We start from the raw sequence: 24,984 nt of genomic DNA, 5'->3' as shown, positions 1-24,984 counted from the left end.
CTGCGAGGCTTGCCAAAGCGATTTCCCAGCGTGGCGACAAAGTTCGTCGGCGCTCCCCGGCCATACCAGAGAGCGCCGACCGGCTATCACTCTACGGATTTCTCTATGAATCCAAGTGTATTGGCATTCTCGACAAGCGTCCGAACCTTGGCGCGATCGAGACCGTCCGGCACTTCGGCGTCAATCTCGAGCCGGATCTTCACCTGGCTGCCCGGCAACGTGGTCAGTTGCTCGACGATTGCTTCGACGATCTGATGGATGTCTCGGGCCGGACGCTCCGGTGAGATCATCACGGCGCCGGAGAAGCGCGTCGGCTTCTTTTCCGGTTGCGGAGCCGAGGGCACGTCATCCGTGGGCTGCCCATCGGGCGCCGGCGTGCTGCCGCCGGTTCCTGGGGTAGCGTCGCCGGACCCAGACTGCACGGGAGCCGGACGATGCGCCTCGGCCACCTCCGGCCTCACAATGACGCTATCGCCGTCGATCACGACCACGGCGCTTACCGCGCGCTCGATCGCCAGCCCCAGATAGGTGTCCGACTTCTCGTCCCATCGCTCTGCATAGGCGAATGGACCAGGCAACATGCCATTCACGGCAGCCTGCACAGCCTTGATCAGGACGCCCTGATCCTTGATGCGCGGCAGATAGATGTAGCGGTTGAGATATTCCCGTAGATCTTTCAGCGACAACCACGGCTTGTCGTTCCAGATATATTTCTGGAGGTCACGGTCGAGGCGCGATGGCCCCAATTCCGTGAGCAGGCCCTCCTCGGCCACCAACTTCTTGCTGGCCCGCGCCAACAAACCGTCCTGCGCCGGGATTTTGCCCGACACCCACTCCCAATCGGCCTGGGCGCTCTCCTGGGCCGGATAATGGAGATAGCACCATGCCTCTTTCAGGCGGGTCTTCATCGTTTCGTTCGCTTCGGCCAGTTTCGTTTTGGCCAACGCGCTATCGCTCTGGGTAAGGTTCAACCGCTCCGTGTCGCGGACGATCTCCCCCCAGGCCAGCGAAGCACGAACAGCGTCTTTCAGATGGTCGAGCTGACGGCCTTCCGCGGCAATGAACACCAGCATGTTGCGATAGACGCGCGGCGTGCTGCCGCGCTGCGTGAGAATGTCCTTGGCCTCGACCAGCGCGTCGGAGCCATCGCGGCCATTGTGGGGATATTTGACACCCAGCACGACGGCGCGAACACCGCCGGCTTCGTCGGGAACTTCGGCCGACGAGGCTGGCGCGACCTGCACGGCATCGAAATGCCCGCGATCGGCAAGGCCGTTCACATATTTTCCGAGTTCCGTATCGATCGTCACATCGACTAGCGCTGCCTCGATCTGCGCGGCTTTATCCGCCGCGATACGATTGAGGCTCGCCGACATCGAGTACCAGTACCGGCCAAGATCGGCGTGCATGAACTTGGCCTGGTTGGTCAGCCGCCTGAGCGCATCGCCGAAGATCGTCGGGCGTTCGCCAGGCTGTACGACGCCGAGGTTGATCTGCTTGTCGTCGAGGCCGGTGTTCTGTTGCTGCGCCGTAGGCGCGGTTCCCATGAAGATCGCGCGCGCGACGCGCCGCGTCGCCGAATAGCGGTTCAGGTTGGGCGCCGACTGATCGACCTTGTAGGGCGTGGACGTCGTGCCATCGACATCGCCGGCGATGATCGCCTGCCAACTCACGTCAAGATAATGGAGCAGTTCCGGCTCCACGCGCGGCGAACTTACCGCCACGCTGCCGGGCATGATCATCACCGACGGATCGGCATTCATCCATAGCTCGTGAATGGCCTGTGCCATCAGGCGCAGCACACCGCGCGTGCGCTGGAACTTTTCGAGCGAACCCCAGCTCGTATAGAGCTGATCGAACAGCTCGGGGTGGATCGGATACGCCTTCTCCAGCTTGCGCCGGTAATCCTCGTCCGCGCAGCCTTGCGGGAAATCGTTGGCGTTCTCGCGGTAGAGCTTGGCGAACTGCTTCAGCGTGTTATCACGGTGATGGAACTTGTCGCCGGGGATGTCCTTGAACAGCCGCCGCCTGACGATCTCATAGCTCTCCTCCTGGCTCGCGGGCCGCCACGAGGATTCCACGCGGCTGAAGGTTTGCTTGAGACGCGCCAGCGCTTCCTGACCGCCTTCGCCGCCAACCTCGATCTGCGAGGCCGGCAAAGATGCGACCAGCAGCGTACCGGGGCTGGCCTTAACCGCCTCGGTCAGCGACTGGACGAAAGACAGGTTGGCATCGAACGACCCCGAGGGCAGCCCCTCGACCTTGTAGATCTGACGCAGGTAAGCGACCCATTCGTCGATCAGGATCAGGCAAGGCGCATATTTCTTGAAAAGCGCCTCCAGCAGATTCGAGCCCGGTGCGATGCCGCTGGCGTCGTTCTCAGCCACCATGGCGAAAGCGTCGGCACCGCCGAGCTGCCAGGCGAGTTCACCCCATGTCGTGCGAATCTTGCGGTCGCCCTCGGCGTGGAGCACGTCCTGCGGTCCGCGCGATGTGCCGACGAGCACGGCGCGGTTGATGGCATTCGGCACGCTGAGCCCCTGCTTCTCCAGCAGTTGATCGAGGCCGGAGAGGTCCTGGACCGGGGTCGGCCCCGCCATGTGATAAAGCGCCAGCATCGAGTGCGTCTTGCCGCCACCAAAGTTGGTTTGCAGTTCGACCACGGGATCGCCGCCGCTGCCGGACAGCCGCTTCGCAGCACCGACCAGCAGGGTGCTCAAGCCCTCCGTCAGATAGGTACGGCTGTAAAACTGACGCGGATCGCGGTATTCCGGCGGCGCGCTCCCCGAATGCACCTTGGCGAGGTCGGCCGCGAACTCCGCCTGCTGGAACTCGCCGGTGGCGACATCCTGGTGTGGCTCGACGATTTCACGCCACGGCAGCAGTCCCGCCACGGTCTCGACAGAAATCTCAAGACGCTGGGTTTTCCGCCGCTCCTCGTTTCGCTGAAGCTCGGTAAACTTCGTGCGTAAGATGGTGTCGCGCATCTTGCCGAGCTGCTCGGCTGTCTCGCCGGCGCTGATTGCCTCCATCAGGCGCCGCATGGAATCGAGCGCGCGTTCCGCGTCGTCGTAGGTGAAGGTCTCGTTGTGCGAGAGCTTGTTGCGGACATCGCCCAGTTCATTGACCAGCGAGCGTTCGGCGCGGCCAAGCACCGCCTTGAACGCCTCGCTCCAGAAGCGATCCATCGCGTTGAACAACGCGGCTTGGTCCCAGCCAACTTCGCCACTGCTGTTGGGGCGCAGGCTTGGCAGCTTCTCCAGAACCTGGACCTGCCAATGCCCCTTGAGCGAGGTTTCGAGCCTCTTTTCAACGAAGGGGATCAGCGCCGCAGGCAGCAGCTCCATACCCTCAAACACATATTGGCGCGTACTTTTTGCCACGTCCCATTCCCCCTTAAATGTCCAGCCGGATCTGACGATCGCCGCGCGTATCGTGGATGGCCGCCGCCGCCTTCGTCAGCTCGGCCCAATCGGCGATCAGGGCGTTGTAGGCCGTGGCCTCCTTCGCATCCTTCCGCTTGTTAGCGCTGATGTCGTAGAGGCAGTAGGCGAGATCCTTCACGGCCTCGGCCTGGGTGTTGATCTTCTTGAGCAGGACAGCGGTGTCGTGGGAAATGCCGTCCTTCTCATGCTGCCTGACCAGATGCTGGAGGCACTCCCAGACCGTCAGGTGACGGTCGTCCTCCGGGTCCCAGTCCTCATCGAGTTCATCGCGCACGAGGATACGGACCTTGCCAGCGGCACTTTCGACGATCCCGGCGTGCTTGACGCTCTCGACCGAGATGCCCCGCGCCGTGGCGATGCTGTTGGCCGTGCCGTAATCGCCGGTCTTTAACCCGTTCTGCTCGAACCATGTGATGGCAAACCGCGTGTCAGGATCGAACTCGCCTTGAATCCCGCCCAGATATTCGTCGAGTTCTTTGTTAATAAGCTGAAGTGCAGTCTTCACGCTCATCGGGTTATCGTCCGATTCCAGCACGGCTTTATAACGCGAGAACACGCCCATGCCTGGTCCGATAGCCGATTGTGGCATGTCGGCTGGCGCGATGTTGGCAGCCTGAAGCTCGGAGATAGCAGGTGGTAGCTCACGTTTCAGGGCGCGGATGAACTCAGCACGGGTAACGACCTCGGCTGTGTTCTCCTTCTTCCGGCAAACCAGGACGACCGAATTTGCAAGGGCGTTTGTGCCGGAAGCAATCATCCGGCTCGCCATCTCCGTTCTGACCGGCCAAGTACCTACAACAGCATAACCCGCTTCGATCACGGCCTGAAGAAAGGTCGCCCAGCCTGTCGAACTAATACCCTCTTGTGAGACTTCGCTCTGCTTGAAAGCATAATAAATTGTCGCCGGAAATTTATCAGACGACTTCAAAGCCATATTGTTGATAGCAGAACGCATTCCTGCCAAGAAAAATGCCTCGGCAGAGCCCTTTCCTTCGTGTCGGTAGGGAGTTGCGACAAGTTCCTCCGTCTTAGGCGTCGCCAACAGTCCGAAAATATCCGGAAAGGTCTTTCTCAGAGATGGTCGCAGCCAACAAAAGAAGAAATCCGACAGATCCGAGTAACCGATGTTGTCATAATATGGCGGGTCGCTCGAGATCACGGCCCCCTCCGGAAGGTCGACCGTCTGTGCATCGTGCTGCACGATAGACCCAGAAGGAGCTTGGGGTGGAAAATACTGGATTGGAGTTGCGAGCGTCTTCAAAACTGTCTCGATCGCCCCCACAGACGAACTAAAGAAATTCACCTCCGCAAAATCCCAGGTCATCGGTAACGACTGCCGTCCGAAGGTCACACGCACCGTCGCCACTCGGGCTGATCGCCCTGAGGCCGACTTGTTGGATGCAGGTCCGGCATCCCAAGTACAAATGGTCGATCCCTTGTCGGCCAATTTGGAAATGAGAAATGACAGATATACACTGATAGCTTCAGAATAGGCTTTTGCTGCCGTTCCGCCCTCTCGCAGTTCGACACCATCCGCTGACAAGCCCGACGCTATAGCGTCCTCTTCTGCCTGCTTCCTGGCTTCTTCGACCAGGTCTGAAAATGTATTCAGAGCCACCAACTGGCGGTCTGTAAAAAGACTTCCAAATGTCGTCAGCCCGTAATCGATTGTCCAAAAATTCCGTGGATCGGCGGGCAATGCCGTTTCTGGCTTCCAGCTTGGCTTTTCGGAAAATGCTATTTTTTCATGATCAGCCGAAGCTTCGACAAAATATCTACCGCCTTTTCCCTCTGCGACTATAGCGATCAGGGCTTGCCCCATCTTGCCCGCGCGTCCAGTCGCTTTCACGTATTCAGGAGTGATTGCCGTCCCGGATAGAACGCATACGAAATTCGCACCACGTCCTGATTTCGTGCCGTCTTTAGCTTTAACTATTTCATCAGCCGTTCCTCCGTGCCTGACTTTGTAGGTTATGGTCTTCGTGCCCTTGTCGACCACGGGCTCGATCCACGCCTCTTTCCCCTTCATAGGCGTGAGCAGAAAACTTGATGCAATCGGCACCGGCACACCTGCAAACGCAGGGTCAGGACTCGGAACAGTCCTAGCCCATATCCAGGCAACCACAGTTGCTTTGCCACCGCCCAAATGCTTGGGCAGGTCCGCTTGCGGGTAAAGATGTCCAATGCGCTCCCACGCCTTCTCGCGCATCCATTCGCCATAATATTTGACGTCTTCCGCTAGGCCCTCGGCGTTGCGATAGAACTGCCGGTCCTTCGCGCCGGGATGGACTGGTTCCTTGTCCTTGAACTTGGGCGGGATCTCGATCATCGCCTTACCGATCATCACCGCGACCGGGTTCAGATCCGAACCATAGGCAGGCAGGCCAAGACGCTGCGCCTCCAACGGGATCGACCCGCCGCCCGAGAACGGATCATAGACCGGCGGCAATTCGCCGCCGCAGCTCTTGCGGATTTCGGCCCGGGCGCGTTCCAGCACCTCCTCGTTGGTCGAGTTCTCCCACTTCACCAGGTCCTCGATGATGGCGAACAACCGCTTGCGCTCGGCCTCCTGCGCCTCGGGCGTGGGGAACCTTTCAAGGTCGCTCGACGGATCATCGACAAGCTGAGCGAACAACACTGCGCGGCACGCGGCCAGCGGCCGTCGCGCCCACCACAGATGCAGCGTGGACGGGTGTCCATGCCGGATCGATTTTTCGCGTGCGGAGGCGGCGTTGATCGCTTCGAGCGGGATCGCAACCTCGATCAATTTCTTCTTGGCGTTAGTCGTCGAGGTCATAAACAAGCCTGTAGGTTGCGGGATGAATGGTCAGTTCGCCGCCGTCGCGCAGTGTGCGCAGGCGAGCGCCCGTCATCTCGACGGGACCACCCTCCGGGTTGATGAGAATGAATGAGTAGAGTTCCGGCTTCTGGTCCAGCAGGCCCCAGACGTCGGCTTCGAGCTGGAGCGGTTCGTGCTCCAGGCAATGGTCCTTGGGGTAATAATGCCGCAAGATCTCGCCACCGGCCGAGCGACGCTCCCATGGAAAGCGCGAGCCATTGGCGCGGCCTATCCAGCTTCCGTCCGCATGGAAGAAACGATCCTCGCCATCGGCCTTATAGCCCTGGGCCGCCGCAAATCTCGCCATGACACTCGGGCGGGGCGGTTTGGGCGCGGCGCGGGGCCTGGTCGCCAGCTCCGTTTCGATAAGTTCACGGTCGGGCTCCCCCGTGGGCAGCGTGGGTACAGGCTGCGGCGTGGCTTCATCTTCCGCCGTGAGCAGATCAGCCGCGTCTGTCAGCTCGACATCGCTCTGCGCGTCTTCGGCAACCTGATCGACGCCGTCGTCATCGCCGGGTTCGGCAACGGGCTGCGTCGCCACCGTCGATGCGACGACAATGTGTTCTGGACTAAGCGTGAAATTCTCTTCGAGATATTCCCTGATGTCCTCCGGCGAGCGCTCGAACGCATAGGCCAGCGCCGCGCGAATATCCGAACTCAGGTTCCTGCCGATCTCTTCCGGCACCCGCTTGGCGAGCTTGGCCTTGGACAGCGGGCTGACGAACAGCTTGCGCTCAAGCCATAGGATGTCGGTGAGCCGCGCGGTGCCGGCCGGGACGCCATCAAGATAGGGAACGACCTCCAACTTGGGGGTCTGGACCCAGCTCGTTGCAGCGATCGCCTCCGCCAATCTCCGCACACGTTCGGTCTCGCCTGTGTCGCCAAGCTCAATCCGTCCGAGTTGATTTCCGAACGCGGTGAGCCAGGCGCGGCGATCTTCCATGCCGGCGAGCAGCGACGGCTGATTGAAGTGTTCCTCGACAAGGTCCGAGAGCGCCGGCAATGCCGAGAATGGCGGCGCCTGCACGACTTCTCCCGATAGCCGCTGGAAATCGGCGGTCTTGCGCTTGACCCATTCGTGCAGGTGGCTCCACCGGAACAGGGTCTGCATGCTCAGGCCATAGGCGAGCGTCTCGACCGGCGCCCACTCGCCCACGAGGTTCAGCCAGTGTCCGCACTCCTCCCAGATGCGCGTGGGGTAACGGACCAGCAGGGTGCGAACCCGCCGGGCGTCGTCGGCCGACAGCCCCTTTCCCGAGGCCAGTGTCCCGAGCCAATGCAGTGCCAGGTCGGCCGATGGGCGATCGGCGACACCGACACGATGCCACAGGCTGAGATCGAGCACCGACGCGCGCACGACCGCAGCGCCGGGAACATCCTCCTCGTCCCCCGCTAGGAAGACACCGCCGGACGTCACCCACGTCCCGTCCTGGGCGAGGATCAGCTTCTCCGTCTTGAAGGCGGTTCTGATGTTCTGTGCGTCGGCTGTCGAGCATCCGTCGAGCATCTGATCGAGGCGGCGATACCATTTCTCGACCTCATGGGCCGGAGCCTTGTCGGATTTGGCCAGGGCGCGCAGCCGGTCGAGCAGACGCCCGGGACCGCTAGGCATGCTGCGGACGCCAAGAAGATCGAGCAGCGGACGGGTGGTTTCGCGATCGAGCAGCCCATGCACGAAAGGCTCCACATCGATCAACGTCTCCGTTTCCGGCGTCCTGCGCACCAGATCCGCCGGAAGCTGGACCATGTTCCGGGTATCGGGAAGGCAGGGCTTGGCCCGCAGCTTCAGCAGCCAGTCGGTCAGCAGGCGCTCTGATGAAATCGATCGCGTGGACCCTGTGGTCGCTACCTGCAACAGCCGAGCGCTGACGGCCCGCGACCAATAAGTGTCGCGCTGATCCAGGATCTTGCCGACGATCTTCGTCCAGATTCCTGCGTCCGTCTTCGCCAGCACCTCCCAATGCCGCCAATAGTCCGCAGGGAAATCCCAGTCCTCAATGACGAACTGATTGGTGACATAGGGATAACAGAGCGCGCTGCGGGCGCCGCGCGCCTGCGCTTCCGCTGTGAGCTGCTGTCGCCCGTAAAGGCTCTGCCGCTTCTGGACCAGGGGCGCCATCGTCTGAAGCCCCGAACGGCCAGACGACACCCAGCGCAGCCAATCCTCCCGCGTGCAGGATTTGAAACTCGCGACATAGTCGCCATGCAGAAGTTGCGCCTTTCGGACCGCCTCCGGCAGCAGCTCCTCCAGCGCGCCATTCTCGTCGAACAACACGCTCTTACTGATCGCCCGCAGTGTTCTGTCAGCGCAGGCATATCGGAAAGAGTCTCCGAGCGTGACACCAAGCTTGGCCGCGATCTGGGCAAGCTGGACGCACTCGACGAGTTTCGCCTGACCGGAACCGAAATAGTCGGCGGCGACCCGCTCGATCACCGCGTTGACATCGCTCGTCCCGTCGAGACCGATCTCCTCCAGCACCGCGAAGGCCGCCTCGACGGGATCGTTGCGGCTTTCGCCCTCCGCCTTGTCCCGGCGCTGATCGGCGAGGAATCGAGTCCAGTTCTGGTTGAGGACGATCAGATGGCAGGCAAGGAATTCCCAATCTTCCTCCGATTGAAGCAACTTCTTTTCACCGAGCCGGACGATCTCCGACGCCGCGTAGAGCACCTCCTTGCCCTGCACGGGCACGATCCGCAGGGCGTCGGCATCATGGCACTGCCAGCCCGTCACCTCTGGCGCGATATAGGTCCACAGGTTCAGAAGATGGCGCCAGGTCGCAGGTTTCGGCAGATGCTTGCTGCGCAGACGCTCAAGCAAGTCCGACTTCGAGAACTCCTCGATCAACCCCCAGTGAACGAGCTTGGTCCGGTTCTTGGCTGAGACATGTTGGCAAAGCGCCGGCCGGGACTTGGTATCGAGCAGCGCCATCGCTTGGTCCGCCGGCCAGATGTCAAAGATCGGCCGTGGGACGGTGATCGCGGCCTTCGCCTCGACCAGGCTCCCCTCCTCGGTCAGGAGGATCGATTTGCCTTCTACGGCGCCGTCGAACGCCAATTCGACGATCGCGCCGCATGCCCCTTCGAGCGTAGCGGCCTCCCGATCAACATCCGGCAGCAGTCCATAGGCATCCGCCCGGTCCTGCGAGCCGGTCTTCGTCTGCTCCAGCCACTCCATCATGGCGCTGGCGGCTAACTCGCCAGCGCGGTTCAGGAGCCAGCGATTGGTTGGCGAGGTCTCCGGATCCTTGATCTTGAGACGCGCCGGATCCTGGATGAAGGGCGCATTGCAGGCAAAAGGTAGCGCCGTTTCGACGCCGGTCGGCAGCACGACATAGAGGCGCCCCTTCGCGCCCAGCACGATCTCCACCCGGCAGGGCGGGAAATCACCACCATCCTCGGCCCCCAGCATCCGCTCCTGGCGGATCTCGTCGAGCGCTTCTGACGGAAAAGATTCCTCTCCCGAACGCACGAGGAGCAAGGGATCTTCGGCTTTCTGATCCAAGGCCATCCATTCGCTCTCCGCGATGGGGCCGGGTCCGAGACTCTGCCAATGCACCTCACTATCGCCGATCTGAAGGCGACGGATCTTCTTGAAGAACAGCAACGACACGGGGCTCTTCAGCCACTCGTCGAGGTTCTTCTCGACTTCTCGGCGCAGCAGCGGGTTGGCGATCGCCACTTCGACGCGCGTGGTTCCCGTTGTCGGATGACGGCTGTCGATCCAATGCGGCTGGGTGAACCGCACGCGCTCGAAGGCCACCGCCAGCGTCGGCGTAAACAGTTCAACCCGATCGCCCAGGCTGAACGTGCTCTTGAATCCGATCCCTCGGAAGCCGATCGTGTGCAGGACGCGCTTGTTGGAATAGCCAAAGCGGCAAATCGAGGCGAAATGGGCCTCGATGAAGTCCTCGCCATTGTGCTCGAACACAAAGCGGTCGTCCTCGATTGACACCCGCGCTTCGCTGGCGCCGGCGTCGTCGGCGTTCTGGAGCAACTCGGACAGGATGTGCCGCGGGCTCTGGACCTGCTTGAAGAGCTGGTGCCAAGGGCCAGCCAGCTCCGGGTCTGCCTCAAGCTGATCCCAGCGCTTGGTCGCACGCTCCTGGATCGACCGGAAATAGTCGGGTGGATCGGCAGCAATGGTTTCGATCTGATGGCTCACGCTCATAGCGAAAGCTCCACCGTCGACGGCGTAGCGACCAATTCCGGTCCCCGCGGCGGCGCCGTCTTGCGCCAGCCGCCCTTGATGGTCTGGATCGCGGAGATCGGCAGGCGCTGCCCTGCGGGCAGCTCGTGCAGATCGCAAACATGCCAGAATACCGCCCAGTGGCCCTGATTGTCGGCGGCATATTGGCCTGTCGTCGGCGGCCGATGCACCATTCCCTTTGAATGCTTGCCGTTACCGCTTTCCTCGCAGCCGGCATACCATCCCAGCCAGGACACGACGAAGCTCAGCTTGGCGGGCACATCCTCATGTGACGGATAGATCAGGACCGGCACCCGCGCGCCGCCTCGCAGTTCATCGACCTTGCGAAACAGCTCCCATTTGCGCGACCCGAAAGCGACGAAACCCGTGGCGTCGGCGATAGCGCCCCCCGATTGAAGGTGCTCCAGCGGCACGGGGGCCAAGATGGAAAAATCCGCGATGCCGGTCATGTCACCCCCTATGCCGGCTCTTGCGCCCGCTCCAGCAGGCGTCGCAGGTCAAACTGGATCGCGGTCTCAAGGAACGACGGTTCCCGTTCCACGAGCGGACCGCGCACATAGCGCGGCGCGTGGGCGAAGCCTGCGTTGACGGAGACGATCGCCAGAATGAACTTCTCCGGCTCGTGCAGCGAGGTAATGACCTCCTGGCGCGTGACCATCACGCTGTCCGCGCCGTCGATGCGCCCCTTAACCTCGATGAAGCGTAGATGCCCCGACCTCGGATCGTGGGACGCGATGTCGTAGCCAATCTTCTGGGCGGAGACGTCGGCCGGCTCGTTGCCCAGCGCGCGTTCGGCCGCCATGACAGCGGCCATCGCCGCAAGCTCGATCTCGCGGCGCGCGGCCGGGTCTTCTGCAAAATGGTTCGGAACGCTTGGTACCTGACGCTCTTCGAGCAGCCCACGCGGGATGACGACCATGCCGCCCCGCACGCGCGGCGGCTGCGATGAGATGAACCGTTCCCGCTCAAGCTGGTCCATGCGGCGCTTCTGCCGGTCGGCGAGATCTTCAGCCCGGCGCTGGGCATTCTGCCAGTTCACCCGCGTCTTCTTTCCGGCGCGCTCCTCCTCCTTCAGCTCGAAGGCACGCGAGTCCCAGTAATTGATCTCCTTCTTGAGGCGTGCGCGTACCTCCTGCTCAACCTTTTCGATCTCGGGCAGACGCCGCGCCTTGACCTCGGCGACATGGCCTTGGGCCAGTTCGACTGTCGCAAACCGGATCACGGCCTTCTCCAGATCAGTGGTCAGCCAACTCTCGTCCAGAAGGTCCCGCACGCTGGCGACCTCTTCCGGCGTTGCCGGCCGCAGATTCAAATGCGGCGCGATGCCTGCGTTGACGGTGTTTCCCGCCTTGTCGATCGCGGCGAACTGGAGCCGCTGCGAGATCACATGCGGCTTGCCTGCGCTGGTGACGCGACCGTCCTGGACGACATGTTCCAGCAGGAAAATCGCCGACAGCGCATTACCCGCATCTGTGTCATCGACCAGGATCGCGCCCTGCCGCATGATCTGCTCATACTGTTCGCGGATCATGCTGATCACGGCTTCGAGCAGCGGATGGCCGGGACAAACGAAGGCGGCGACCGGCTGCCGGTTGATCTTGTCCTTCTCGAAGCAAATGCGCTCATACTGTGTCTGGAGTGGCGCGCCGGTCCCGATCTGGCGATCCCGTTCGCGGATCCGCACCGGGACATGCGTAACCTCCCAACGCCCTTCCTCCCGGCGTTTGATCTTGCCACCCAGATGCTGGAACGCTTCGACGAAGAAGCTCTGGATGTGATGGGGCTGTAGGCGCAGCGCCTCGGCGCGCTCCATTTCCAGGCGCAATTCCTCGACCCTCGCTTCCGGCATGGTGTCGTTGGTCAGGGCGCGGCGGCGCAGCAGCTCGAGCAAGTGCGCCTGATCGACCGCACCATCGACCTGCTGGAAAAGACGCGCTTTCACGTCTTCCTGCTCGCCATACTGGATCGCCTCGAACAACAGATCCTTCAGCGCCACGCCGTCGAACAATTCGCCGAGCACGTCATAGACACGGCCGCCCAGCGCCTCGCGCGCAGCTTCCAGTTTCTCCAGCAGCCGCGCGTAAACCTCGCCTTCGCGCGTATCGGCCGCGACGAGATTCCAGAGGTGGCAGACCTCCATCTGGCCGATGCGGTGGATGCGGCCGAACCGCTGCTCGATCTTGTTCGGGTTCCACGGCAGGTCGTAATTGACCATGAGATGGCCGCGCTGGAGGTTCACGCCTTCGCCTGCCGCGTCGTTGGCGATCAGGACCAGCATGTCCTTGTCCTGCATGAAGCGCTCGACGACCTTTCGCCGCTCTTCGCGCGACACGCCGCCGTGGATGACCTCGACGGCCTCGGGGTTGCCGAGCCGCGCCCGCACCTTGTCGAGCAGGTAGTGCAGCGTGTCCTTGGGCTCGGTGAAGATGATCAGCTTGCGGCGATTGCCGGCCGCGTCGATCATCAAATCGTCGTCGAGAATACGATTGAGCTGGCTCCATTTCGTGTCCACGCCCGAGCGCAGCACGCCGAGCGCCATCGTCTCCAGCCCCTTCAGGGTCTCGACTTCCAGGGCGAGTTGCTCGACCGTCTCGGCCGTCGTCGCGCCCGTCGAGATCAGATCCTCAAGCTCGTCGATCTCCTCCTGGCCGTACTCCTCGATGTTCCGCAGCATGTCCGCATTGATCGCGGGTTCCGATGCGCCGGCCCTGCGGCCCTTGGCGGCAAGGCGCGCTTCGCCCAGCTCGTTTTCCAGCCGTTCCCGGCGGCGCTTGAGGGACTGGTAGATGGCGGCCGGCGACGAGGCGAGACGCCGCTGAAGGATCTGCAAGGCGAAACCGACATTGTTCCGCTTCTTCCCATCGCCCTCGGCGAAGCGCTGCACGCGGTTCATCTCGGTGCGCACATACTCGGTGACAGCGGTATAGAGTGCGGCCTCCCCTTCCGAGAGCTGATACTTGACCGTGCGCGCCCGCCGCTCGGGGAACAGCGGCCGACCATCGAACTTGAGCAGTTCCTCCTTGGTCAACCGCCGCATCATGTCTTCGGTGTCGGCATAGTGGACACCGTCGCGGAACCGGCCCTCGAACCGATCGCCATCGAGAAGCGCCATGAAGAGCTGGAAATCCTCTTCCTTGCCGTTGTGCGGCGTCGCCGACATCAACAGCAGATGGCGGCAGACCTGGCCCAGCTTCTGGCCGACCTGATAGCGCCGCGTATATTTGACCTCCCCGCCGAAATAGGTGGCCGACATGCGGTGGGCTTCGTCGCAGATAATCAGGTCCCATTCGCGCGCGCTCATGAGCTTCTCCTGAAGCTCCTCGTTGCGCGCCAACACGTCGAGACGCACGATCAGCCGATCCCGATCGCTGAATGGATTGCCCGACCGCGAGTTCTCGATCATGTCGCGGGAAAGGATGTCGAACTCGAGATTGAATTTCTGGCCGAGTTCGTCCTGCCACTGCTCAACCAGGCTGCCCGGCGCAACGACGAGGCAGCGTTCCAGATCGCTGCGGGCGATCAGTTCCTTCATCAGCAACCCGGCCATGATGGTCTTGCCGGCGCCGGGATCATCGGCAAGGAGGAAGCGCAGCGGCTGGCGCGGCAGCATCTCGCCATAGACCGCCGAGATCTGGTGCGGCAGCGGATCGACCAGACTCGTGTGAATCGCCAGATACGGGTCGAAATAATGCGCCAGCTTGATGCGGTTGGCTTCCGTCACCAGGCGCAGCAACGCGCCGTCGGCATCGAACGACCACGGTCGGCCGTTCTGCTCGACCTCGAGACGGTGCTCATCGTCGCGGTAAAGAACAGCCTCGGCCACAGCGCCGTTATGATCGCGGAAAACGACGTTGATCGCCTGGTCGCCGATCCAGTCGACCGAAATCACATGCACAGGCTGCGCCGAAGCGACACCGCGCACGGACGCGCCGTTCTTTACCTCCTCAAGCCTTGCCGCCATTGCTCGGCTCCCCCCAGTCCTTCATAGCTGAAGCTCCGCCTTCTCAAGCGCCGCTTCAGTTTCCTTGCGGTTTATTGTTACGATATGCTGTGTATGGGCGCTCTGTTTCGCAGCGTCACCAAGCAAACCCAGGCGCTTCAAAACGTAAAAAAGCATGGCGTAGCGAACCGAGAGCACACCATTTCCCTGGTCCAGCCCATAATCCTTGGCGACGACCTTCTTCTGGCTCGCCGTAAGCCCCGGATGGGGGCCGATGATGACATCGAAATAATTGTTCCAGAGCCAATCCCGATCACCGGCCTCGCCGGGCTCGCCCTTCACACCGACGTCGAGGATGCGCGGCAGCAGGAAATCCTTGAATTTGTGTTCAAGGTGGCAATAGGCCCGCGCGTGCCAGCGGAAACCATCGTACCCGAAGGCGTGCGGCGTGATCCGCCGCCAAGTGGGTTCAGGCCGCAACTTGTTCATCGACTGATAGAAGACGTCGACTGAGGCGCCCTCCCGGCTCGCGTCGAGAATCTTCCGCAGAACCTTGATGTCGATGTCCCGCCTGGGGGTCAGCGCCACATCGGCGCTGGGAAGTGCCGCGATCCACGAGTCGCTCGCGGGCACAGCCCCCTCGGCAACCGAGCGTAGCTGCGACAGATAGATGTAGGGGTCCGGCTCAAGGAACCGCAGCACGAATTTTTCGGCGGCGACGTAGCGCTTGGCGCGGGTGTCGTACTCCATGTTGCCGGGCGCCCGCTCCTGATAGAGCGTCAAATCCTTGGAAGCCTGCGGAACCGACACGCCGAACACCTCGACAAGGTCGGCCCGGTTGATCGAGCCCTCCCAGAACAGCCGAAACTCGATGAACTCGAGTCGGCGTTCCACCCCCCACTTCAGCGCCGTCGCGGCTTCCGCCATGTGCCTTGCCTCGCCTTAATGAGGATAAAAACTATATGGACAACTCATCGCAGTCCGTGTAATTATTATTCCCATCAGGGGGATTCGTCAATGGTCTATCGGTCACAACCATCGGTGCAAAGCGTGCAGCGGCGCGGCTTGACGGATCGGATCTCTGGCGCAGCGCACAACCCCGAGCAAAACCCGGATGGAGGACGGCCATGACCATCGCGCATCGATCCACCTTGGTCGTTCACGGCCGTCTCGCCATGCAGGAGAGCCGCCTCGCGGCGGGGCGCGCTGGCCGGCACGGCCTCCAGATCATGTCCTTCGAGCAGGCGGCCGTTCGGCTGGCCGGCGGTTTTGTCCGTCCGATCGATGACGAGAGTCTGCGCTCGGCCATCCAGACGGCCCTGTCGGACACGCCAATGGGCGAACTGGAGAGCATCAAGACGCTGCCCGGCATGATCGATGCAGCGGCTGACACGCTGCACAAAGCCTGGCGCGCAGGCATCGACCTTGCCGCACATGCGGCCGATGACCATCCACGCCTCGCCGCCATCGCACGACTGGAGGCGGCCGTCCTCGACCAGCTTCCGTCCGGTATGCTGCGGCCACTCGACATCGCCGCCGCCGCGATTGAGCGCCTCACCCATGCGCCAGCGGTCCTTGGTCCGATGGAGATCGTCGGGCTCACCGAACTCTCGCCGTGCTGGCGGCCGCTGCTTCAGGCGCTCACCGCCCATATCCCCGTGCAGTGGACGGCCGGCCCGAGGAGCGTTCCCGCATGGCTGGACGATACGGGCGTCACGATCTCACGCGCACCGTCGCAAGCGCCGGGGATCAACGCCGTCAGCGCGGCGACGGCCTATCACGAGGCCATTGAGGCGATGCGCTGGGCGCGAGGCCTGCTCGCTTCGGGCGTTGCCCCCTCGGAGATCGCCATCGCGACCGCCTCGCCAGCCGACTATGACGATCATTTCCTGGCTTTGCGCGCTGACGCCAATATCGACCTGCACTTCGTCCACGGCGTCCGCACCGTCAGCACCCGCGATGGTCAGGCTGCGGCGGCGCTGGCCGACATCGTGGTCCGCGGTCTGTCGCAGTCGCGGTTGCGGCGGCTCGCGGCGCTCTGCCGGGACAGCGGACCTTTCGCATCGCTGCCCGAAGGCTGGCTGCGTGTCCTGCCAAGCGATGCACCGCTCTCGACGCCCAGCGCCTGGAACCGCCTGCTTGGCCGGTTGGCGACAGAGGACTGGCCCGATGGCACCGACCATACCCCGGCTCTGCGCCTGGCGGTCGAGACGCTGGCGAAAGGACCAGAGGCCGCTGGCGAGATCGGAGAAGCCTTCCTCAAGGGCCGAGCCCTCGTGATCTGGCGCAAGGCGCTGCTCGCCGGCCCCGCCGCCTCGGTCGATGCGACGCTCGAGACCCTGAAACAGGACGACGGACTGGAAGCCTGCGTCTGCATCGGCTGGATGCCGGCCAGTGCGCTGGCGGCGTCGCCACGCCGCTTCGTCCGGCTGCTTGGCCTCAATTCGTCCCGCTGGCCGCGCGGGATCGCCGAAGACCGGCTGATCCCCGACCATATCATCCCGACACAGGTGCTTGATCCGCTGCCGGTCAATCTCGCCGACCGGCGCGATTTCGAGACGATCCTCACCACAACAGGCGGCACCGTCGTCCTCTCGCGCGCACGGCGCGACAGCGACGGGCGCCTCCTGGGTCGCAGCCCTCTGCTCGCCGGACATGGTGAGGAGACCTATCTGCGCCGCAACGCGACGCCAGCGCACGCCTTCAGCGAGACCGACCGCCTGATGGCCCGACCCGAGGAATTCGTCGCCGATCCGCAAGCCGTCAGCGCGCAAGGCTGCTGGCGTGACTGGCGGCAGGTGGAGATCACGTCCCACGATGGCCTGGTGCGGGCGGACCACCCGCTCCTCCTCGCCATTCTCGGTCGGACCCAGTCCGCGAGTTCGCTGCGCCGCCTGCTGCGCAATCCTCTCAGCTTCGTGTGGGTCTATGCGTTCGGATGGCGCGAACCCCAGAGCAGCGCCGAACCGCTCGTGCTCGACGCGCTCGGGATCGGCGACCTTGTCCACCTCGTGCTCGACCAAGCCCTGCGCGACCTCGAAACCGGAGGCAGCCTTGCCGCCGCCGACGCACAGGCCATCGAAGCCGCCGTAGCGCGGGCCGCGCAAGCCGTCGCCGCCGACTGGGAGAGCGAGCGCCCGGTTCCGCCAGCGGTTATCTGGGGTCGCACCCTCGACGACGCCCGCGCGCTGGCCAGCCGCGCTCTGTCCTATGGCGATGACCTTCTGCCAGGCGCACGTTCCTACGGCGAGGTTCCCTTCGGCGGCTCGCCTCCGAAATCCGATGCGGAAACGCCCTGGGATGCGAGCGCGCCGGTCACGATTCCCGATGCCGGCTTCAATATCGCCGGCTACATCGACCGGCTCGACATCGCGGGCGATGGCAAACGCGCTCTCGTGCGCGACTATAAGACTGGACGCCCGCCGCGCGGCGACATCCGATTGAACGGCGGACGCGAGCTTCAGCGCTGCCTCTATGCGTTCGCGGTCAAGGCGCTGCTCGGTGATGACGTCACGATCAGCGCCTCGCTGCTCTATCCGCGCGATCCCGTCGATCTCCAACTCGACGATCCCGAAGCCGTGCTCACGGAGATCACCGGCTATCTGCGCGCGGCACGAGCAAGTCTCGCCAGCGGCGCGGCCCTGCCTGGACCGGATACCGGCGGCGACTACGACGACCTCGCCTTCGCCCTGCCGGCCAACGCCAGCGCCACCTACTGCAAACGCAAGATGCCGGCCGCCGCGGAGCGGCTCGGAGAAGTCACTCAGGTCTGGGAGGCGGAATGATGAGCAACCTGTCCAAAGTGCTGAACGACGACGGTGCGCGTCGCCATGCGATCAGCCTTCATGATCGCTCCATCCTGGTCGAGGCCGGCGCGGGTTCAGGCAAGACCGCCGTCATGGCTGGGCGCATCGCCGCCATGCTCGCCGAAGGCGTCTCCCCGCGCGCCATCGCCGCTGTCACCTTCACCGAACTCGCCGCAAGCGAATTGCTCTCGCGTGTCCGCGAGTTCGTCGCCGACCTTTCGGCCGGCGTCATCGCGACCGAACTGCGCGTGGCGCTGCCCAATGGCCTGTCGGAGTCCCATCGCCGCAATCTCACCGCCGCCAGTGCTGCGATCGACGAAATCACCTGCTCGACCATCCACGGGTTTTGCCAGCGCCTAATCAAGCCCTATCCGGCGGAGGCCGACATCGACCCCGGCGCCGGCGTGATGGATCGCAACCAGGCCGATCTCACTTTCCTTGAGATTGTCGATGGCTGGTTGCGCGAGCGCCTGTCTGGCGGACAAGGCGGCATCTTGGCCGAGATGGTGCTGCATAGCCCCGGCGAGACGGTGGCGCTGATCCACAAGATCGCGGAGAACCTGCGCCGCCGCCCCACGCTGGCGGCCCCGGCCGTCTCTCCGCTTGACGGCCACCTGACAGCGTTCCGGCAGGCTGCGGCGGATTTTGCCAGCTTCATGGATGGCACGGCGGCGGCAGAGCCGGAAACGGTGGCGATCGTCGAGCGGCTGGCCGGAATGGCCGCAGCCCTGGCGACCGCTCCCGACCCGGCGACGCCCGCGGGCCTAGTCCAGCTCCTGACCTCGCGGCCCCACCCGGACCTTTGCACCAAATCCGGCACCTTCGCGTCCTATCGCAAGAAGGGAAAATGGGCCGCCTCCGCCAAACAGGCCGGTCTTTCCAAGGCCGACGGCGATCGACTGAACGACGCGGCCGAGATCCACTACACCGCCTGCTGCGATGCCTGGACCGCGCTTGTGCAGGCCGCCGCCGGCCATGCCCTCTCAGCGCTGATCGACGAGGCGCATCCCATCCTGCAACGCTACCGCCACCACAAGCGCGCCAGCGCCCAGCTCGATTTCGACGATCTGATTTTCGCCGCGCGCGCCTTGCTGCGCGATCACGATGCCGTGCGCCGGGCGCTGGGAGAGCGTTTCGCCCATGTCCTCGTTGACGAGTTCCAGGACACAGATCCCCTGCAAACCGAGATTTTCTGGCGTCTGTGCGGCGAGCCGGTCGATGGTGATGACGATTGGACGCGGTTCCAAATCCGGCCAGGTGCGCTCTTCCTGGTGGGCGACCCCAAGCAGGCGATCTATCGCTTTCGAGGCGCCGATGTCGGAGCTTATGTCCAGGCGCGCGACGCCTTCCGCGCTCAGGACGCCGACAGCCTTCTATCGATCTCGACCAATTTCCGCTCCTGCGCCTCGATCCTCACCTTCGTCAACGAGCGCTTCGAGGCAGTCCTTTCGGCCGATGGACAGCCGGGTTTCACCGCGCTCGACCCGTTCCACGATGACCGGGGCGGCGTTTGCGTAGCCGCCCTCGACATCGCGGTGGCCGACGAAAACGGTAAGGCCAGCGCCGAACAGCAACGCGACGCCGAAGCCGACGCCATCGCCGAGCTTTGCGCCCGGCTGATCGAAAGCCAGCCCATCATCGACCGCCGCAGCGGCGCCGAGCGCCCCTGCCAGCCAGGTGACATCGCCTTACTGGCGCCGACCGGCGCGGAGCTGTGGCGCTATGAGGAAGCTCTGGAGCGGCGCGGCATTCCCGTGGCGACCCAGGCCGGTAAGGGTTTGTTCCGCCGCCAGGAAGTCCAGGACCTGATCGCGCTGACCCGCGTCCTGGCCGATCGCCGCGACACGCTCGCGCTCGGCGCGTTGCTGCGCGGGCCTCTGGTCGGCCTGTCCGAGGAAGAGCTGCTCGACATCATCTGGGGGCTTCCCCGCTCGGAAGACCAGCCTGACCGAATTCCACGCCTAGATCTCGGCACCGACCCGGCCGCCATCGCACACCCGCTCGCGCGCGAGGTCATCGAACGGCTGCAATCGCTCTCCCGGCGCGGCAACAGTACGACCCCGCACGAATTGCTTTCGCAGGCGGTGGACGTGATGCGCGTCCGTCCGCTTCTCCTCGAACGGCATCGCGGCCAGGCCGAGCGCGCGCTCGCCAACGTCGATCTCTATCTCAGCCTGTCGACCGGCTACGCCGTGCGCGGTCTGCGTGCCTTTGCCGAGGCCATGGCGACGGCGTGGTCCGACGAGGCCCGCGCCGTCGAGGGACGACCCGATGCACAGGAGGAAGCGGTTGCGCTCTTCACCATGCACGCGGCCAAGGGGCTGGAATGGCCAATCGTCATTCCGATCAACACCATGACCGGCGTGATGGCGCCCGAAAGCGCCGTCCTCGATCGCCAGACCGAGACCTTCTATTGCCCGGTCCTGGGCGTCCCGCCCGAAGGCTATGACGAGGCGCGCCAGGCGGAAAAGGAAGAGCTGGACCGCGAACGCATCCGGCTTTGGTATGTCGCGGCCACCCGCGCCCGCGAGCTTCTCGTCCTCCCCCGTCTCGACACCACGCCGTCGAAATCGGCATGGATCGGTCTCGTCGATCTATCACTCGCCGATCTTCCCGGCCTCGATGTCTCGCATCTGCCCGCCAGCCTCACGGCCGCGCGCACGGGAGTGGACAACGCCCAGACACGCGCGATCTTCGCCGCCGAAGCTGAAATCATCGCTGCTGCCCAGACGCGGCTGACTTGGCTTGCACCCAGCCGCGATGAAAACGCCGCCGGTACAGTGCTCCGGGAAGAGGAGGCGTCCCTCTGGACCGGCTCGGCTGACGACCAGCCCCCCGAACTGGAAGTCGTCGCCCCGGTGCAGGGAGGCCGGGAGCGCGGGCTGATCCTCCACAAGCTCATCGAAGAGGTGCTGACCGGGGAAACCCCGGAAGTCGAGGCGGCGCTGATTGAGCGGGCGGCCGATCTCATCCGCTCGCTTGGCCGGTCGCCTGTCTCCGATCCAGCCACAGGGCTGTCGGCCGGCGAACTGGCGGCCTGTGTCGCTCGCACTCTGGCCCTGCCTGACATCGCGGCCTTGCGACCCGGTCTCCTCGCCGAATTTCCCGTCTATGCCGCCCAGGCGACCGATGGCATGGAAACCGCGACGGCCGGGATCGCCGACGCGCTGACAGTTGGAGAAGATGGCCGGCCAGTCGTGGTGGTCGACTGGAAAAGCGACGTGAACCCCGACGCTCAGACGCTCGATCACTATCATGCGCAGGTGCGCGCCTATCTAAACATGACGGGCGCGGAGCGCGGACTGATCGTGCTGATGACGAGGGGAACGGTGATTGCCGTCTCGCCTTCGCCGCAGACCGTGTCGGCCTGACGGAAGGCGACCCGATGGCCTCCCGCACGCGCTCCAACGGCCCCAACCAGGACGACCTTTTCAATCCCGAGGTCGAACTGCTCTTGCCGGCTCGGCTTGTCATCGACGGCAAGGTGCTGGGGAGCCCGGTTCGTCAGTTGGCCGTTCCTGCGCGCCGGGTGCGTTGCCGGCTTCGCCCCTTCGCTATCCGCCGCGTCAATGGTTACGAGACAACCCTGGATTCCGGCGAAATTCTGAAGGTCATCAGCGGAAAGACGGCCACGCCGCTGGAGGCCGATCTCATTCTGCTCGTGCCCGGGGCAACGGAGCCGGAACAGATCGTCGAAGCACTCGAACTGGGTGCAGGCCGATGGATGAATGCTTTGCCGATCGGCATCGACACGCTGGATCGTTCCGCGCGCGTCGAGCGGCTCCAGGCGGTTTCTGCCTCCTGGATCGACGCCATTCATTTGCGCGAAGGACGGGCTGCGGCCGATGGTGTGCCGGCGCAGCCTGGCTTGCGGCGGCCCCAGATCGGCGCGCTTCATGCCGCGCTTGCCCATGCGACGCGATCGACGGACCCGGCCACCATCGTCATGCCGACGGGTACGGGCAAGACCGAGACTATGCTGGCGCTCAATGCCAACCGGCGGTTCGAGCGCCTGCTGGTGGTGGTCCCCACCGATGCTCTGCGCGAGCAGATCGCGGGCAAGTTCGAGACCTTCGGCGTCCTGAAGCAGCAGAAATGTCTCGATGAGACCGCAGCATTTCCGTTGGTTATGCGGCTCTCGCACATTCCGGCGAGCGAAGCCGAAGTCGATGAAATCTTCGACAGCGCCAATGTCGTCGTCACCACGATGCAGATCGCGGGCCGCGCCGAGGCGCCGGTGCAGGAACGGATGGCGGCCCGTGCCTCCGCACTTTTTATCGACGAGGCGCATCACATCGGGGCACGGACGTGGAAGTCCTTTCGCGGGCTCTTCGCCGAGCACGAGCCGCCCATTCCGGTGATCCAGTTCACCGCCACTCCGTTTCGTGAGGATGGCGGCCGCGTCGATGGGGAGTTCATCTACACCTACCCGCTGAAGAAGGCGCAGCAGGAGGGCTATTTCAAGCCGATCCGCTTCGAGGCCGTATTTGGGCTGGATCAAGCCGACGCCGACCAGGCGATCATCGACAAGCTCGGCGAAGTGCTCGCCTCGGACCTGGACGCCGGCCTCAACCATCTGGCGATGGCCCGTTGCAGCACCATCGAACGCGCCAAACACTTGCATAGCCTCTATACGGCGGCCTATCCGGACTACCGGCCTGTCATCGTCCACAGCCAGCAATCGCTGAAGGAGCGGCGCGAAAATCTGGCAGCGTTACGCCGCTTTGAGAGCCGGATCATCGTATGCGTCGATATGCTCGGCGAGGGCTTCGACCTGCCCGAGCTGAAGATCGCTGCGTTGCACGATCATCACAAGAGCGTGGCGGTGACGATCCAGTTCGTCGGCCGCTTCACCCGCCAGGATCCGACCCTGGGTGATGCGACGGTGATCGCCAATACCGGCATCGACGATGTCGATCGCGCGCTGGCCAAGCTCTATGCCGAGGACGCCGACTGGAACGCGCTGGTGGAGGCGCTCAGTTCGGCAAAGATCGAACGGCAGGTTCGCCGCGCCGAGATGTTCAAAGGCTTTTCGGGGGATCTAAGCGACATTCCGCTCCAGACCCTCGAGCCGAAAATGAACGCGGTCCTCTACCGAACGTCCTGTGACGCCTGGGATCCGTTCCGCGCGGAGGAACTCTACAATCCCGGCGTCTATCTCGGCATGAAACTGAACCCGCATCAACGGGTCGCGATCTTCGTGACTCGGGCGGAGGAACAGGCGCGCTGGACCTCGGCGCAGCAGGCAGTGAACGTCACCTGGGATCTGCACATGCTCCACTGGGATCAGGCCAGTGGCCTGCTCTATATCAGCAGTTCCGCCAAGGGACCGTTCGACCGCCTGGCAAAGGCGGTTTGCGGCGATACGACGCGCCGCGTGGAAGGCGAGGAGGTGTTCCGCAGCCTCCACGGTTTCAAGCGGCTCATCCTGCGCAACCTCGGCCTCACCCACCATCAGGGGCGCGGCGTCCGCTATTCAATGTATATGGGCGTGGACGTCGCCGACGGCCTCGACAGCGCAAAATCCCAGTCGCGGATCAAGAACAACATCTTCGCCACCGGCTTTCTCGACGGCGTGCCGGCCTCACGCGGCTGCTCGGCGAAGGGCAAGTTCTGGTCCAGCGCCAAGGTCCATGACCTGACCGACTGGGTGGACTGGTGCCAGGATGTCGGCCGCACGGTGAACGATCCCAGCATCACGACCGACGGCGTCTTCAAGAGCGCGATGCGCCCCCACCAGATCAGCCAGCGCCCGGCTGTTCCGCCCGTGGCGATCCATTGGCCTGAATCTGTGATCACGCAGTTCGAGGAGCGGATCGAGATCTCGTTCGGCGATGAGCCCGTAACCTTCGCGGAATGCGATATCGAGTTGCTCGATAACGCTCGTTCGGGACCGCTGCGCTTCGCCGTGCGGAGCGATGAGCATGCGGCCGAGTTCGAGATCGTCTTCAGCGACGGGCATGCCCGCTACCCCCAGCGCGCCGGCCCCAAGGCGACGATCAAGATCGGCAGCAAGGTGCAGACGCTTTCGGAATCCTTCGGCGAGGATTCGCCACAGATCGACTTCGGCGATGGCTCGCTGCTCATCTACAGCCACCTCTACACCTTGCCCGAAGGCGAAACGATCGAACCATACCCGTCCGACAAGATCGAAGCCTGGGATTGGTCGAAGGCCAATATCCGCGTCGAGTCGCAAGGCACGAGCAAGCGCCCAGACTCAGTCCAACGTCTCGTCATCGACACGCTGTTGGCGGACCCCGATCCCTATGATGTGATCTTCGACGATGATGGCAAAGGCGAGATCGCTGATGTCGTGGCGCTGCGAATAACCGACAGCGTCGTTTCCGTGACCCTGTATCACTGCAAGTATTCGGGCGCGGATACACCAGGCGCGCGGCTCAGCGACCTCTACGAGGTTTGCGGCCAGGCTCAGAAGTCTGCTCGGTGGCGCGACCGGCCAGGCCGCATGCTTCAACACATGTTGAGGCGCGAAAAGATGCGCCGGGACCGTGCTCTCGGCTCTCGAATTGAACAAGGCTCAGCCGCCGCGATCAAGAAACTCAAGGTCGGGTGGCAAGATCACCGCTTCGAGTTCGACGTCCGCATCGTGCAACCTGGACTATCCCGGCAAGCAATCGGTGAGGAAGGCTTGCACCTGCTTGCGGGAGTCGAGACCTATTTGCTCGAAACCCGCGCCATGAGGTTGAAAATTATTGGTAGTGAATGATGCCGTAGGGCATCGGCAA

At 63.5% G+C, this 24,984-nt stretch carries 9 protein-coding genes; 3 read left to right on the top strand and 6 right to left on the bottom strand.

Annotated elements, in window-relative coordinates:
- Nucleotides 1–86 precede the first annotated feature (86 nt).
- From FBZ89_RS22360 to FBZ89_RS22335, 6 genes are read right to left on the bottom strand one after another with little or no spacing between them, the layout of a single operon-like run.
- Complete coding sequence (locus tag FBZ89_RS22360) at nucleotides 87–3,347, bottom strand: DUF499 domain-containing protein (protein WP_246172460.1); 3,261 nt, start codon at nucleotides 3,345–3,347, stop codon at nucleotides 87–89.
- Between the two features lie 49 nt (nucleotides 3,348–3,396).
- Nucleotides 3,397–6,243: a DUF1156 domain-containing protein gene (locus FBZ89_RS22355; protein ID WP_145752316.1), complete on the bottom strand. Its 2,847-nt coding sequence runs from the start codon at nucleotides 6,241–6,243 to the stop codon at nucleotides 3,397–3,399.
- On the bottom strand, nucleotides 6,227–10,453 hold the full coding sequence (locus tag FBZ89_RS22350; RefSeq protein ID WP_145752315.1) for a sacsin N-terminal ATP-binding-like domain-containing protein: 4,227 nt from the start codon (nucleotides 10,451–10,453) through the stop codon (nucleotides 6,227–6,229). Before FBZ89_RS22350 ends, FBZ89_RS22355 begins: the two co-directional genes overlap by 17 nt.
- The gene (locus FBZ89_RS22345) at nucleotides 10,450–10,941 is read right to left on the bottom strand and encodes a hypothetical protein (RefSeq protein ID WP_045811405.1); all 492 of its coding nucleotides are present in this window, start codon (nucleotides 10,939–10,941) and stop codon (nucleotides 10,450–10,452) included. The genes FBZ89_RS22350 and FBZ89_RS22345 overlap by 4 nt, the downstream gene beginning before the upstream one ends.
- Before the next feature lie 8 nt (nucleotides 10,942–10,949).
- Nucleotides 10,950–14,453, bottom strand: a complete 3,504-nt coding sequence (locus tag FBZ89_RS22340; protein WP_145752313.1) for a helicase-related protein — start codon at nucleotides 14,451–14,453, stop codon at nucleotides 10,950–10,952.
- Nucleotides 14,454–14,474: 21 nt separating this feature from the next.
- Nucleotides 14,475–15,359, bottom strand: coding sequence for a BrxR family helix-turn-helix transcriptional regulator (locus FBZ89_RS22335; protein ID WP_145752311.1), 885 nt, complete (start codon nucleotides 15,357–15,359; stop codon nucleotides 14,475–14,477).
- 200 nt (nucleotides 15,360–15,559) lie between these two features.
- Between FBZ89_RS22335 and FBZ89_RS22330 the strand changes: the two genes are divergently transcribed.
- The 3 genes from FBZ89_RS22330 to FBZ89_RS22320 are packed head-to-tail and all read left to right on the top strand — an operon-like array spanning nucleotide 15,560 to nucleotide 24,965.
- Nucleotides 15,560–18,217 (top strand): PD-(D/E)XK nuclease family protein, encoded by a 2,658-nt coding sequence (locus FBZ89_RS22330; RefSeq protein WP_145752309.1) that lies wholly within the window; start codon nucleotides 15,560–15,562, stop codon nucleotides 18,215–18,217.
- A complete protein-coding gene (locus FBZ89_RS22325) occupies nucleotides 18,214–21,609 on the top strand; it encodes a UvrD-helicase domain-containing protein (protein WP_246172458.1) in 3,396 nt (1,131 codons plus the stop codon). Before FBZ89_RS22330 ends, FBZ89_RS22325 begins: the two co-directional genes overlap by 4 nt.
- A gap of 14 nt (nucleotides 21,610–21,623) precedes the next feature.
- Entirely contained in the window at nucleotides 21,624–24,965 is a 3,342-nt protein-coding gene (locus FBZ89_RS22320) for a DEAD/DEAH box helicase (RefSeq protein WP_145752308.1), read from the top strand.
- Nucleotides 24,966–24,984: the final 19 nt, after the last annotated feature.

Source organism: Nitrospirillum amazonense, assembly GCF_007828045.1.
Taxonomy (GTDB): Bacteria; Pseudomonadota; Alphaproteobacteria; order Azospirillales; family Azospirillaceae; genus Nitrospirillum; species Nitrospirillum amazonense_C.
This window is presented reverse-complemented; position numbering and strand designations above follow the sequence as displayed.

Excerpts from the sequence above, each read along its gene's own strand:
- FBZ89_RS22360 (WP_246172460.1), bottom strand. The coding sequence starts at position 3,347 with ATGGAGCTGCTGCCTGCGGCGCTGATCCCCTTCGTTGAAAAGAGGCTC.
- FBZ89_RS22355 (WP_145752316.1), bottom strand. The coding sequence starts at position 6,243 with ATGACCTCGACGACTAACGCCAAGAAGAAATTGATCGAGGTTGCGATC.
- FBZ89_RS22350 (WP_145752315.1), bottom strand. The coding sequence starts at position 10,453 with ATGAGCGTGAGCCATCAGATCGAAACCATTGCTGCCGATCCACCCGAC.
- FBZ89_RS22345 (WP_045811405.1), bottom strand. The coding sequence starts at position 10,941 with ATGACCGGCATCGCGGATTTTTCCATCTTGGCCCCCGTGCCGCTGGAG.
- FBZ89_RS22340 (WP_145752313.1), bottom strand. The coding sequence starts at position 14,453 with ATGGCGGCAAGGCTTGAGGAGGTAAAGAACGGCGCGTCCGTGCGCGGT.
- FBZ89_RS22335 (WP_145752311.1), bottom strand. The coding sequence starts at position 15,359 with ATGGCGGAAGCCGCGACGGCGCTGAAGTGGGGGGTGGAACGCCGACTC.
- FBZ89_RS22330 (WP_145752309.1), top strand. The coding sequence starts at position 15,560 with ATGACCATCGCGCATCGATCCACCTTGGTCGTTCACGGCCGTCTCGCC.
- FBZ89_RS22325 (WP_246172458.1), top strand. The coding sequence starts at position 18,214 with ATGATGAGCAACCTGTCCAAAGTGCTGAACGACGACGGTGCGCGTCGC.
- FBZ89_RS22320 (WP_145752308.1), top strand. The coding sequence starts at position 21,624 with ATGGCCTCCCGCACGCGCTCCAACGGCCCCAACCAGGACGACCTTTTC.